The organism is Hyphomicrobium methylovorum, assembly GCF_013626205.1.
Taxonomy (GTDB): Bacteria; Pseudomonadota; Alphaproteobacteria; order Rhizobiales; family Hyphomicrobiaceae; genus Hyphomicrobium_B; species Hyphomicrobium_B methylovorum.
On the sequence record NZ_QHJE01000001.1, the window covers coordinates 2,634,293 to 2,647,692 of the forward strand.

The 13,400-nt window shown below is 61.0% G+C and carries 11 protein-coding genes; 3 read left to right on the forward strand and 8 right to left on the reverse strand.

Translation table 11 applies throughout. The features are described from left to right. Window positions 1-18: 18 nt before the first annotated feature. From DLM45_RS12695 to DLM45_RS12720, 6 genes are all read right to left on the reverse strand, one after another. A complete protein-coding gene (locus DLM45_RS12695) occupies window positions 19-1,722 on the reverse strand; it encodes a DUF4332 domain-containing protein (RefSeq protein ID WP_181337456.1) in 1,704 nt (567 codons plus the stop codon). An 89-nt stretch (window positions 1,723-1,811) separates the two neighbouring features. Beyond that, a complete protein-coding gene (locus DLM45_RS12700) occupies window positions 1,812-2,597 on the reverse strand; it encodes an NAD(P)-binding domain-containing protein (RefSeq protein WP_181337457.1) in 786 nt (261 codons plus the stop codon). 20 nt (window positions 2,598-2,617) lie between these two features. Further along, window positions 2,618-4,759, reverse strand: coding sequence for a hypothetical protein (locus tag DLM45_RS12705; protein ID WP_181337458.1), 2,142 nt, complete (start codon window positions 4,757-4,759; stop codon window positions 2,618-2,620). A gap of 10 nt (window positions 4,760-4,769) precedes the next feature. Next, window positions 4,770-7,712, reverse strand: a complete 2,943-nt coding sequence (locus DLM45_RS12710; protein WP_181337459.1) for a DUF4159 domain-containing protein — start codon at window positions 7,710-7,712, stop codon at window positions 4,770-4,772. Further along, window positions 7,709-8,674 (reverse strand): DUF58 domain-containing protein, encoded by a 966-nt coding sequence (locus DLM45_RS12715; RefSeq protein WP_181337460.1) that lies wholly within the window; start codon window positions 8,672-8,674, stop codon window positions 7,709-7,711. Before DLM45_RS12715 ends, DLM45_RS12710 begins: the two co-directional genes overlap by 4 nt. Window positions 8,675-8,680: 6 nt before the next feature. Beyond that, complete coding sequence (locus tag DLM45_RS12720; RefSeq protein ID WP_181337461.1) at window positions 8,681-9,679, reverse strand: AAA family ATPase; 999 nt, start codon at window positions 9,677-9,679, stop codon at window positions 8,681-8,683. Window positions 9,680-9,917: 238 nt separating this feature from the next. Here DLM45_RS12720 and DLM45_RS12725 point away from each other — a divergent pair, with 238 nt between their 5' ends. Next, window positions 9,918-10,448 carry a DUF1285 domain-containing protein gene (locus DLM45_RS12725; RefSeq protein WP_246317373.1) on the forward strand — a complete coding sequence of 177 codons (531 nt, stop codon included), beginning with the start codon at window positions 9,918-9,920 and terminating at the stop codon, window positions 10,446-10,448. 36 nt (window positions 10,449-10,484) lie between these two features. Here the strand turns inward: DLM45_RS12725 and DLM45_RS12730 are convergent, their stop codons facing one another. Together DLM45_RS12730 and DLM45_RS12735 are read right to left on the reverse strand one after the other, a co-directional pair. Further along, entirely contained in the window at window positions 10,485-11,420 is a 936-nt protein-coding gene (locus DLM45_RS12730; RefSeq protein ID WP_181337463.1) for a hypothetical protein, read from the reverse strand. Window positions 11,421-11,670: 250 nt separating this feature from the next. Beyond that, window positions 11,671-11,961 (reverse strand): usg protein, encoded by a 291-nt coding sequence (locus DLM45_RS12735; RefSeq protein ID WP_343062300.1) that lies wholly within the window; start codon window positions 11,959-11,961, stop codon window positions 11,671-11,673. A 205-nt stretch (window positions 11,962-12,166) separates the two neighbouring features. Between DLM45_RS12735 and DLM45_RS12740 the strand changes: the two genes are divergently transcribed. Together DLM45_RS12740 and DLM45_RS12745 are read left to right on the forward strand one after the other, a co-directional pair. Beyond that, window positions 12,167-12,811, forward strand: coding sequence for a MarC family protein (locus tag DLM45_RS12740; RefSeq protein WP_181337464.1), 645 nt, complete (start codon window positions 12,167-12,169; stop codon window positions 12,809-12,811). A gap of 128 nt (window positions 12,812-12,939) precedes the next feature. Continuing rightward, window positions 12,940-13,356, forward strand: a complete 417-nt coding sequence (locus DLM45_RS12745; protein WP_181337465.1) for an adhesin — start codon at window positions 12,940-12,942, stop codon at window positions 13,354-13,356. The last annotated feature ends 44 nt before the right edge of the window (window positions 13,357-13,400 follow it).

Sequence of the window (13,400 nt, forward strand, 5' to 3'; positions counted from 1 at the left end):
ACGCATTGGTCGGGTGGGTTAGGCGGCGACGGCGAGCCGCGCGAAATCGACCCAGCCTTTGATTTTCTCGATGTCGGGCGGGCGGCCTTCGCGGAGCACGCGTTTGCCGTCGGACGTCGACGCGAATTTCAGCACGTCAGCCGACAATACGACGGGGTCGGCGTCGGCGACGGCGTGCGCTGTCCGATATCCAGCACCCACGAGAAGCTGCGCGTGCGTGCCCCTCAAGCCTGGGATATCGATCACGAGGCGTGCCTGATCCTGCCAATCGTAAAGCGTTTCGGCGTCGAAGTTTGGATTGTCCATTTCGTCGGCGAGGTCTGTGGCGTCGGTGCCGAGGAAATCCTCAACGGTGTAGATGCCGAATTCTGCAAAGCGTTCGGCGGTCTTTGGACCAATGGACGGGGCCGCTTCGAGGTCGTCGCTGGCGATGAGATATCGTTTTTGGTCACGGACCGGCTCTGGTGCCGGTTTGGCTTCGAGGCGCGCGACTTCTTTAACAGGCGCGGGTGTTTCGCGTGTGGGCGCCTTTGCGGGCACCTCGCGTGCGGGGGCAGGGGCGGGGGCGGGTGCGGATGCGGGCGCAGGGGTAGCGGCGGCGACAGCTACAGGCGGAATTGCGGGCGGACGCGCTGTCGCTTCGGACGGCGCGCGCATCGACTTTGCGACTGCAAGCTGAAGCGCCATGTCTCCCGCTGACGTCGCATCGTTCGTCGCTGCTACGGGCGCGACGGCCGGAGGTGTCTGGCGTGCGGGTACTGTTCCGCTGCTCGCGATGCGCTTGGCGCGTTCTTGACGTTGCTGAGCGCGCTGAGGTTCCAGAACTTCTTTCGCATGCAGATCGCGGATCGCGCGGTCGTCTTCCGGAAGCGATTTGTCGACGCGTCCTGTTTTACGCAACTCGTCATAGATCGAAGCGACGAGCTTGCGATCTTCCGCATTCGAAAGGCGTTTCTCGATGAATTTTTGCGGAATGCGCGTGATCGCCAGGAACGTCTCAGCCGTCAACGGCACATCCGGTGCGGCAACGCCTGCTTCGGCGATAGCAGCATCGAGAACGTGTCCGAAGCTTTTAGCTGCATAGATGAGCAGTTCGGCGACGATGCCTTTGGCGATGTCGTCCAAACCGTCTTCAGGGTGCGTTGCGCCCTTGTGGATGTCGTAGTGCGCGATCAGCTTTTCATAGTAGCGGTGCGAAAATTCGGCGCCGTCGCAAACGTATTCGGAAAGCCATTTCGGGCCGGACGGACGCGGCGCATCCAAGTCAGGAAAGCGCGTCTCGCCGAGTGCGCGCAGCACATTGTAGGAGCGATTGATGCTCCACTCGGTGGCACGATGAATGGCATTCTCGGCTTCCGTTTGAGCCGTGTGAAACGGCATGATCGGATCAGTGAAGTAATGGCTGAGGACGCCCGCGGAATAGACCGCCTCCGTCCAGTTGCCGGATTTCAGCTCAGCGACGGTCTGGCGATACCAGGCCTCCGCTTTCTCCGGCGCGCCGCCCCAATATTTGTCGGAGACGTGCAGAACGTGGTTCTTGAAATCCTTGAACGTGACGTCCGGCGCTTTCGATCCTTCGAGGTAGCGTTCGACGTGCTTCAGGAATACGCGCGTCCACGCATCTCGCGCAGGTCCGTTCATCGCGCTCAGCGCGTCGAGCGCAAGCTTATGATGGGTGCCGTTGGCGTGTGTGGCGTAGACAATGCGGAATAACGGCGACATCTCGGACCCTCGAAGCTGACGGAGGTCCTTGGATCTCTATGCGAGTCGCGCCGCTGGCTCGATTGTGCGCAGGCAACTTGATGCTGTCATCAACGGTTTTCGTGCCTTTGGCGGGCGCGTTTTTCCGCTTCAAAGTCAATGATATCGGCGCTGACAGCGAATTCCAGGCCGATTCGCCGCGCTAGCTCTGCGCGGCGCGCCGTCCGGCGGTCGACAGTGTTGGGCGTTGAGGGATCGTCTGCGAGCATGCGTGCCAGTGCGTCGCCGTTGATCCCGCACGCTGTGGCGATCGCGAATGCTTCTTCGCGCGCAATGGTGCGAGCGGTTTCAACGTAGCTCATCAGAGCGGCGGATGCGTGTGCGCTGCCGAGTGGCCCAGTGCGTTCGATGCGACCGAGCGCCGTGAGGATCGGCTCGATTTGATCGACGGCATCGGGAAAGCCGCCGACTAAAACCTTTGCGCGTCCTTCCGAGATCGCCGGAACGTCGCTGATGATCGCGGCATCCGTCACCGCCACACCGCGGGTGCCGAGCAGCCCGAGCATCGCCTGCAGTTCGCGCGGCGAGCGCGCGCCGAGATCTACAATCACGGAGCCCGGTTTCATCTCGGCGCCGAGGCCTGTGTGGTCGGCGTCTCCAATCAGCAGTGCGCGCAGGGTTTCGGTGTCTTCGATCGCCACGAGCGCGTACTCGCATTCGAAAGCGATTTCGGCTGGCGTCGGAACGGGTTCGAGGCGTGTTGCGCGTGTGACCAGCGGGGAGCCGGGAGCGGCGGCATAAAGTGCGCGATATCCACACGCAGCAAGCCGTTGAGCGATTGCAGGACCGACGTCGTCGTTGCCGATTACACCGATCGGGATTTCGTCGCGTGGCATGCGAGACTGCCTCCTTAGCGTCAGCGGCCCTCGCGCCACCATGCGAGCGCGATAAGCGCAAGAAGTGCCGAAAGCGCGGCGAAGCCGGTGAACATCGGTGTCAGCTTAACGCCACGCGTGAGGAACGCTTGGCGATCCTTGAGGCCCAACCATCCCGATCCCGCCATAACTTTGGCTGCGGACATCATCGAAATTCGCGGAACGTCGACGTTCGTTGGTTCTGTCGATGATGCGGTTCGGGTCCAGAACACGCCACCGCCCGTTGCATCCGCGATGGACCGCATCCTGTCGCCAGTGGCCGTCACCTCGCTCATTTCGCGGGGATCTTCGACGCCAGCGTTGGCGACGGCGGTGAGAGTGCCCGTGGTGCTGTCGGTTTCGGCTTTGTAGAGTCCGGGGAATTTGACGTCGATGGTCGAGCGCCAGACGCCCGGCTCATTGTTGCCTGCGGGATCGAGCGTCACCTCGCTGGTGTCGCCGCCCGGGCCCATCACCTTCACCGGACCGATCTTGTCCTCCATCGAGCGGCGTTCGAGCGTCAGCTTCATGCCCTTCGATGAGGCGATAAGCCGTTCCTCTTCGAGATCGGGCTCTTTCATCAGCCAGTGCGAGAGGCGTCGCAGGAGATCGGTATGCGGGCCGCCGCCGTCGTAGCCGCGTGCCCAGAGCCACGCCTGATCGGACGTCAACAATGCGACGCGGCCCTTGCCTTTGCGATCGAGAATAAGGAGCGGCTTGTCATCCGCGCCAGTCATGACTGTGCGGCCGCGTTCGGGCGTCACCTCGGCCTCTCTGAACCAGCGGCCCCAGGTTGGTTTCGGCGAAGCATCGGCGACCTTCGACGATGTCCAGCCGGGAAGGCCTTCGGTGACAGGATGCTTCTGGCCTTCGGGCGTCACCTTTGCCTGGAACGGCATCTCCAGCACTCGGCCCGTCGGCGCGGCCGGTAGCACGGACGCGAGCGGCGTGCGGTAAATGCTGTAGGCGCTGGCGTAGTCATCTCCGGCGGCAACGAGCAATGCGCCGCCGTGCTGATCCACGTAGCGCGCGATGTTGTCGTAGTAGAGCAATTGCAGAATGCCGCGATGCTCGTAACGATCGAAGATGATCAGATCGAAGTCGTTGATCTTTTCCGAAAAGAGCTCACGCGTCGGGAAAGCGATCAACGAAAGCTGGTTGATCGGCGTGCCGTCCTGCTTCTCTGGCGGGCGCAGAATCGTGAAGTGAACGAGATCGACGGACGCATCAGACTTCAGCAGGTTGCGCCAGGTGCGCTCGCCGGGATGCGGTTCGCCCGAGACGAGGAGCACGCGCAAATTCTCACGCACGCCGTCCGCTGCCACGACGGCGCGGTTGTTGGCTGTCGTCAGTTCGCCGGGAGTGGGATCGAGCTCGATTTCGACAATATTCGTTCCCGTATGCGGGATCGGCATGTCGATCTTGATCTTACGGTCGATTTCCGTCCGGACGACTTCATCGGGAAGACCTTCGCGTCGAACCTTCAGTGATACGGCGCCTGATTGAGCGTTTGTTGCTTTTCCCGTTTGACGCACAGCGATTTCAATGGCGCGCGATTGGCCGACGAGGCCGTATCGCGGTGCTTCGATCACTTCGATGCGGCGGTCGAATTCGTCGGGTTTGCCCGTGAGGATCGCGTGGACCGGAGCGTCGAAGCCGAGTGCGCCCGCAGACTTCGGCACGTCATGAACTTGGCCGTCGGTTACGAACAATACGCCTGCGATACGGTCGGGGGCGGTGTCGCTCAACGCGGCATTGAGATCCGTGAAGAGGTTCGTTCCGGCGGCGGTTTGATCACCAGGAACGCCGCCCGTCACCCACTTGATCGTGAGGTTGGGAATCTTGGCGAACTTCTTTTCGAGATCGCCGCGGATCGTTTCCATTTGCTCGCTGCGTCCGGCGAGTTTTTGGCTCGGGCTTTCGTCGAGCACGACGATCGCGACGTTGGCGAGGCTTTCGCGCTGCTCTTCCTTCAGGATCGGATTGAGCAAGGCAGCCAGCAAAGCCGCGAGCGCGGCAGAGCGGATCAACGCACCGCGCGAGCGGCGGAGGATGAGCAGAATGACGAGGGCAAGCGCGAACGCCGCCAACACCATCAGGATGGGGAGCGGTACGATCGGCGCGAATGTCAGCGACCAATTCAAAGTGCGACCTCTACTGTCCCAGCCGTTCGAGCAGGGCTGGAACGTGAACTTGATCGGCTTTGTAGTTGCCGGTTAATGCGTGCATCACAATGTTGATGCCGCCGCGGAATGCCATCTCGCGCTGCATTTCTCCGCCTGGAACGACGGGGTAGACAGGTCGGCCGCGCTCATCGAGCGCCCAGGCCGCTGCGAGATCGTTGGATGTAATCATGATCGAAGTTACGCCGTCCGAAACGCGGGCGCGGTGCGTGTCGCCGTCGTTATTTGCGATGGCTTCGACCCAAAGCTGGCCGCCGTCCCACCGCCCGGGAAACGACCGCAGCAGATAGAACGATTTTGTGACGACGTGGTTTTCCGGAACAGGTTCGAGCGGTGGAACGTCGAGCTTGCTCAACAGACGCTGTAGCGCTGAACCGCCCTTGCCAGCGAGCGGCAAGTTATTGCTGCCGCCCTGTCCGTAATCGCGCGTATCGAAAATGATGAGGCCGCCTTCCTTCATGTACGCGTCGATCTTGGCGATGACGTTGTCGGCCAATGGCTCAGCGGACTCCATGACAGGCCAATAGATGATCGGATAGAAGGCGATTTCATCCTTGGTGATGTCGACGGCGGCAGGTTCCCCGGGCTCGACGGCGGTGCGCGTTTGCAGGACGCGGCCAAGGCCTTGGAGGCCGTTGCGGCTTGTTTCGTCCGTTTCGCGGTTGCCGCTTACGATATAGGCCAGCGTAACTTTTGCCGTAGCGTCGATGGCGGTTTTGTATTTGCCCGCATCGCCTGAGCGAACCGTTTCGGGTTCGCCTGCGGATGACGAGTAGGGGTCAAATTGCTGGAAGGATTGTGCTTGTGCGTGGTGCGCACCGGCCAACGCCAATGACAGGCCGCCGAGCGCCGCTATGCCGATGATCAACGCCGCGGTTCCGGTATGTGGACGTCGCGAGCGTGAAAAGAGATGGCGCAATCCGCCTGCTTGAAGAATGAGAACGGCGAGCACGTCCGCGAAGAGCAGAGCGAGCGCGATGGCGAGCAACGGTGGTTTTAATGGCGTGCTTTCCGCGTCACCGTAAGACATGCGTGCGATCTCGGCCGGAAGCGTTGGAAATGCTGTGAGCGTACTTTTCGGTGTCAGAACGTTGAACGCACGCGGGCTGGCCGCTTGGCCGTAATACCCGGGCGGATGCAAGAACGTCGGCGACGCGTTGGTCAGATCGGCAACCTTTAGCGGTTCCGCAGTTGGCGGCGGACTTCTGAGGTTGCCAAAGCCATCAAGAATTTTAAGCGGTGGCAGGACGTTGATTTCAGGATTGTTGTCGCTGGTTGTTTGCGTTTCCGTTCCAGTCGTTGATCCTGATGCGCCGATGGTGCCCATCGTCGAGACGCGGCGGAGCATCTCCACGAACAACCCGGACATCGGTAAGTTCGACCAGTCGGAGTTGGCCGTGACGTGGAAGAGAACGAGGCGGCCGTTTCCGTATTTCTTTGCGGTGACGAGCGGCGTTCCGTCCTTCAGACGCGCCCAGATTTCGACTTCGTGCGTCAGCTCCGCCGGATCGGCGAGAACCTGCCGATTGACCGTCACGTCACTCGGGATCGCCAAACCTTCGAATGGGCTTTTGTTATCAAACGCTGCGAGCGGCTGCGGTGTTGACCAGGAGAGCGCGCCGCCGAGAGAGCGGCCGCCGCTGCGCAGATGCACCGGAAGAAGATCGTCGCCGGACTTTTCGAGACGTGGACCGGCAAAGCGCACGAGCACTCCGCCGCGCTTGACGAACTCGTCGACTTTCTTGTCTGCCTCGCCCGTCAGCGTGCCGATGTCGGCTAGCATCAAAACGGAGACGTTCTGTTTCAGAACCGCGTCGAGGCCTTCCGCGAGGTTGGCGTTGTTGCCGATGGCCAGGTCTGAATACGGCTTCAGTGCCTTTTCGATGTAGTAGAGCGGCGCGAGAAGCGGCTGTGCCTCTTCGCGGCTTTCGCCGGAGAGAAGCCCGACGCGATGCCACTGGGTGGCCGCGTCGATCAGGCTGACGGTTCCTGCGGAGCGTTCGCCTGCGATTTCGAGGCGTGCAACTTGATTGCGAAGTTCGAGCGGCATGTCGAACTTGACCGTTACGGATCTTGCGCCGGCTGCGAGGTGGAACGCGGCCTCCCCGAGGCGTTCACCGCGAGCTGAATACGCATACACGGTGCCGTGGCGGTCATTGCCGCCGGGAGACAGAACGCGTGCTTCGAGCGCGCCTTTCTCGCCGATCGTTGCGGAGAGGCCGATGGGGGCCAAGCTCTTGTCGTCATTCAATACGGCGAACGTCCCATTGCCGGCGAGGGCTTTGAGTTGTGAGGCGATATCGGCCGCGTTCGAGCGATGGTCGATGCCGTCCTGAAGCCAGACGATACTGGGATTTTTCGCGTCTGCTGCTTTGAGAGCGGTTTCTAGAGCGGTGACGGCTGCGCCGCGATCGGGTGCGAACGGCTCAGGCAGAAGCGCCGCCGCACTTGTGCGTGCCTCGGATGGCGGCTGGATTTTCAATGACGGCAGTTTGCTCGCTTGCGCCGTTCCCGCGATGATGACGGGGCGGCCTTTGCTTTCGGCTTCCGAGATGACGCGGTCGATCAGGTGTGCGCGCTCGGACCAGCGCGACGCGGATGCCCAGCCGTTGTCAACGAAGACGACGACGGGGCCGTCGCCAACGAGGGCGGCATCCTGCGATGGGTTGAGGATCGGATCGGCGAGCGCGAGGATGACGAACGCGGCCGCGATGAGGCGAATGAGCGTGAGCCACCACGGCGTTTTCTCTGCCGTCTTCTCGTTGTCTTCGATGCCGAGAAGAATTCGCGTCGGCGGAAATTCAACCTGCGTTGGACGCGGCGGCACGGCGCGCAGCAGCCAGTAAATCACCGGCAATGTCAGCAGCGCAGTGAGTAGCCACGGATTGAGAAAGGCAAGCGGACCGAGGCTCATCGTGCCTCCTTGTCGGCGCTGCCGGCCATCCAGCGGTAACCGCCGCCTGAGCCTTCGAGCCGCATCAGCAGCGCGAGCAGCGGCTCGGACGCGGGACGATCGGTTCGGTGCGTGAGATATGACCAGCCGAACCGCTTCGCCATCTGCATGACTTCAGCGCGGTGCGCCGCGAAGCGCGCCTGATATTTCGGCCGCAGCGTTTCGACGCGATCGCCGATCCAACGCTGATCGCCGTTGACGCTCAGAAATTCCGTGCGTCCCTCATAGGGGAGCGTTTCCTCTGCCGGGTCGATGACTTCGAGCAGATGACCGGCGATGCCGTTTCCGGCGAATGTTTCGAGGCGCTGGCGCAGTTCCTCGATCGGCGTGAGGAAGTCGCTGAAAAGTATGAGGCCGGAGAAACGGCTCAGTGCAGCGTTGGGCGGGATGCCTTCGAACGAAACGCCTGCACGTGCGTCAGCCGCTATGGTTTCAGCGATGCGCGTTGCGGCATTGCGATTGGCGGTTGGCGGCAAGCGGCCGAGGAGCGCGACGCGTTCTCCGCCACGCACCAACAATTCTGCGGTGGCGAATGCGAGCACGAGCACACGGTCACGCTTCGACACGGGAGCGATGTGGCTCTGGAAGTTCATCGACGGCGAAACGTCCGGCCACAGATAGATCGTGTGCGCCGCTTCCCACTCACGCTCGCGAACGTAAAGGTGATCGGAGCTCGCGGAGCGGCGCCAGTCGACAAGGTTTGCGTTCTCGCCGGATTGATACTGCCGGAACTGCCAGAATGTTTCGCCGGGTCCGGCGCGGCGTCGGCCGTGAATGCCTTGCGCGACGGTGGTGGCGATACGGTCAGCATCCATCAGCAACTCAGGCATGCGATCCACAAGGCTTACCGCCTCACGTTCGAGTGCCATGAGGCGGCGACTTGCGTCGGTATTGCCGGTTCGTTGCCCTTGAGGGCCTGCCATTCGTGGCTACTCCACGGAAGCGGCGAGGCGCGCGATGATGTGGCTCAAGTCTTCGCCTTCGGCGCGGGCAGCGAACGTCAACGCCATGCGGTGTTTCAGGATAGGTTCGGCAAGCGCGATCACGTCGTCAACCGAGGGAGCCAAACGGCCGTCGATCAACGCTTTGGCGCGAACAGCGAGCATCAATGCCTGGCTGGCGCGGGGACCAGGGCCCCAGGCGATGAAGCGGTCCGTTTCCGGATTGGCGCCGGTGCCGGGACGCGCGGCGCGCACGAGCTTCAGGATGGCTTCGACGACTTTGTCGGGCACGGGAATTTGGCGAACGAGACGCTGCGTCGCCATCAGGTCTTGGCTTGAAATGACCGCTTCAGCTTTTGCGGACTCGGTGCCGGTCGTCGCGTAAAGCATGCGCCGCTCAGCGTTGAGGTCGGGGTAGCTCACATCGATCTGCAGCAGGAAGCGGTCGAGCTGCGCTTCGGGCAGTGGATACGTGCCTTCCTGTTCGAGCGGGTTTTGCGTCGCGAGCACATGGAACGGCATCGGCGTATCGTGGCGCTGACCGGCAACGGTCACGTGATGCTCCTGCATGGCCTGAAGCAATGCCGACTGCGTTTTTGGAGAGGCGCGGTTGATTTCGTCAGCCATCAGCAGCTGCGTGAAGATCGGGCCCTTGATGAAGCGGAATGAGCGCGCGTGGCCTGGTTCGTCTTCGAGTACTTCGGAACCGATGATGTCTGACGGCATGAGATCAGGCGTGAACTGAATGCGCTTGGCGTCGAGGCCCAGAACTTTACCCAGCGTTTCGACGAGCAGCGTTTTCGCGAGGCCCGGAACGCCGATCAGGAGAGCGTGTCCGCCGGAGAGGATGGTGATCAGCGTGCGTTCGATTACTTCGTCCTGACCGAAGATCACGTTCGCGGCAGCTTTATGAGCGCGCTGAACGCGTTCGGCGGCCGCTTCGAGCCGCGGCACGATATCGGTTTGAGTGTCGACGACGGTGCTCATGAAAAACGAAGCCTCGCTCAGCAAATTTGCTATATGAAACAAAGGCCGAGCTTAGGCGTTCCCGGCTTACATTAGCCTAAACGATCATCGTCGGACCTCCTAGGGTCAAGTGAACGTTACGTTAGGAAAAGCCTGCATTTCGACACGACATGGAAGTCACCAGTAAATGCCTAACGAGGATCATAAAAAGACTGAAATTGGGGCTTCTTCCGCGGCCGGGTCTGCCCTTGACTCGCTGATGCGGAATGTCCGGAGCAGTGGTGCCAAGAGTGCGCCCCCGGTCGAGAGCTGGGATCCGCCGTATTGCGGCAATATCGGCATGAAAATCGCCCGCGATGGCCGCTGGTTCTATCAGGGCAGCCCGATTGGGCGCGCGGCCCTTGTGAAGCTGTTCGCGAGCATTTTGCGCAAGGACGCTGACGGGCGGACCTATCTGGTGACGCCGGTCGAGAAGGTAGATGTCGAAATTGAGGATGCGCCGTTTCTCGGTGTTGAACTCGCGGTTTCAGGCGATGGACGCGACCAGACGCTGACGCTGCGCACAAACGTCGATGATGAAGTGACGATCGACCGCGCGCATCCGCTGCGGTTCGTGGCGTCGGAGCCTGATGGGGGGCTGAAGCCTTACGTTCTCATACGCGGCCGGCTGGAAGCGCTTTGTACGCGCGCGGTCTATGCGGAGCTTGCCGAACTCGCCACTTCGAAGGAGGGGGAAGAGAGCGGCATCGTCGGCGTGTGGAGCTCGGGCAAATGGTGGGAGATGGGGTAAGGCACGGAGTGCGCCCCCGAATGCCCTCTCGGCGATTTAAAAATCGACTTCGAGGCTGAGCTTCATCGTTACAGCTGGGGTATTTTCGTTGAGGCCGACGAGTGCGCCGAGCCCAAGCGTGGTTTCGATTTCGCGACCGTCGTTCTTTTCGTCGTCGCCTTTTGCGTCATCGTCTTCGAATGTCCAATAAAGCACCGGGCCGATACGGTGTTGGTCGAAGTCGCCGAACATGCGGCTTGCGTTGTTGGGTGAGCCTGTACTGCCGATACGATCGATCGTGCCGTAGGCTTCAACCGCGGCGGCAAATTGCTCTGATGTGCGATACATTATGCGCGCGGCGTAACCGAAATCGATTTTGTTGTCGCGCTTGCCTTCGTCGTTCCCTTCGCCGCCGAAATGCTTCGTGAGGATTGGATTGAAGGCGGCGCTCCAGCGTCCATTTTGCCATTCGAAGATCGGGCCGACGTTCAGCTGAGAGGACTCGTCCGCGTGGGCGGATTGTTCGTACTCGATCAGGACGCCGATACCGAAGCCGTCGCCTTTGCGCGGGAGAAGCGTCCAGATCGTTTCCGCGCCGTAGCTGTCGAACCGTAGCGCGTTGAACGCGTTGGCGGTGCCGAATGTCGTGGGGTCATCAATGCGTTCTTGCTCGAACTCGACGCCAAGGCGGAGCTTCACGAATGAGGTGAGGCCCATCTCGATTTCGAGGCCCTCGCGCTGCCGCGAGACGCTGTTTTCGTCGGCGGTGAGTTCTCCGTCGTCGTTCGTCGTGAACCGCCGCGTCGGGTTTCCAAATGAGAAATCGTTCTGGCTTTGAATTTCGATAGCGCCGGGCGTCGAGCCGATTTCCTTTATTTCGTATTGCGCGAGCGCCGGTCCTGCTCTGGCGGGGGAATGGCCCGACGGTAAGGTGCAGGCCAGCGCCGTGGCGAAAACCGCCGTCCAATGCGCGCTCGCGGCCCGGCCTTCCATTTTTCCCACCCAAATTCAGGAAGTTTTTCCCGATTGGATTGGATTGCGGTCACTGAGGCAAGGATAAATCCCGATTGTCGGTCATTTATCCCTCCGGAATGGCTTTCGCGCATGCGGCGGCGCATGAGCAAGCGCCGAAGGGATTTGTGCGCCGGAAAAGAGAGCAACATCTAAGCACAAGCAGACGGTTGCGCTGGAGCGACAGCGCCGCCGTTTGCCATAGAATGGCCGGATGAACCTTGGAACGCGATCAGTGCAGCTTTAGCTCTGCCCCAATGAGGCGCAGTTCCGCTGGCCGGATCAGTTCCGAGTGAGCGACTGTCACGCGAAAGAGCTTACCTTCGAGCTTGGCCGTCCAAAAATCCAAAAAGGTTTTCAGCTTTGGAAAGCGCGGGCAGAGATCGTATTCCTGCCAGATGTAGCTTTGCAGCAAGGAGGGATGGTCCGGCAGGCGATAGATGATTTCAGCTGTGGTCAGGCTGAAGCCTGCGAGCTGCGCCTTGAAGCCGGTATCGGCCGTAATGGTCTTCCTGTCATTCACGTCTACAATCTCCCGCGTTGGAGTGATTGGCAGTCGCTTGGACGTATGATGATCAATCGAGAATCAGGCGCTGTCTACGAACTTTCGTCGATTAAAATTGCTAGCAGCCTCAGCGGGAGAGTGCTTGGCGTTCTGTGCCTCACGCTGGTGCTTGCGGGTCGTTTCGGAGACGATGGGTGACGTGCGCGAATGAACGGATGCTCGGATGATTGAGACGGCGCTGAAAAGTTTGACCACATTTTTCGCGACGATCGGGCCGATCGAGGCGGCGGTTCTCTTTGCGACGTTGACGCCGAAGATGGCGCGTGCCGAGCGACAGCGGATTGCGTTGCGGGCGACGCTGATCGCGTTTGTGATCCTTGTGTTTTTCACCGTGCTCGGCGGTCCGATCATGGCGCAGTTGGGCGTTTCGATTTCTGCGTTGCAGGCGGCGGGCGGGATCATCCTGCTCGTGATTTCGCTCGATATGATTTTCGCGCGTCCTGGCGGCGCGATCAAATTGACGCCGTCTGAAGGTGCAGAAGCGCAATCACGTGACGACGTCGCCGTGTTTCCACTGGCGACGCCGCTGCTTGCGGGCCCCGGTGCGATGAGCGCGGGCATTCTTCTCGCAGCGAATGCGCATCAAGAGCCATTCGGTATCGCGATTGTCACGGCATCGCTGGTGGCGATCATGCTGGTGACGCTGGCGTTGTTGCTGATCGCGCAGGAGCTGAACCACTTGCTCGGCATCACCGCGCAACGCGTTCTTATCCGGGTATTCGGCATCCTGCTGGCGGCGATTGCGGTGCAGGCGCTGTTCAATGGGATCGCGGGATCGGGGCTCATTCCTGCGCCGATGCAACACTAGTTTCGCGCCGAAATCGGCACGCATCATCATAGATTTTGAACGGGCATTAGGACGTCTTTAACGCGGGGCTGTTTCAATCCGGAACAGGTAGACGCGTTTCATAGTGTTGCGTTCAAGGCTTGAGTTTCATGTGTGCGTATGGTGCCGGTCGATCGCCGGCGAATGTCATTCGTACGGCGATCGCGCCGCTGCTTGTAATTGCGGCGGGCATGGCCGGATCAGGGTGTGCAACGAACAACGCCCCTCATTACGCGACGGCGCCAGCCGTTGCGGGCTATACCAAGCAGGCGGCCGTTGACGTGCAGGTTGAAGACGATGGCCTGCCTGTTCAGGCCGCGCCGCTTTCCCACATTCGCGAAATGCCCGACGATCCGTCCGAACCGTTCAGCCGAAACTATGGTGGTTCCAATCCCGCAGCGAATGTCCGGCCGCCGCACCCCGCGTCGGCTGACAACGCCGCGCCGCGAACGATGGCCGCAATCCCCGACGATTTGCCGCCGGTCTTTCGGCAGCAGCTTGCGCAAGCGGGTTACGACGTCGAATAAAGTTCGGGGCGTTCCGCCAACTGGTTCGCTCTGATGAGACTGTC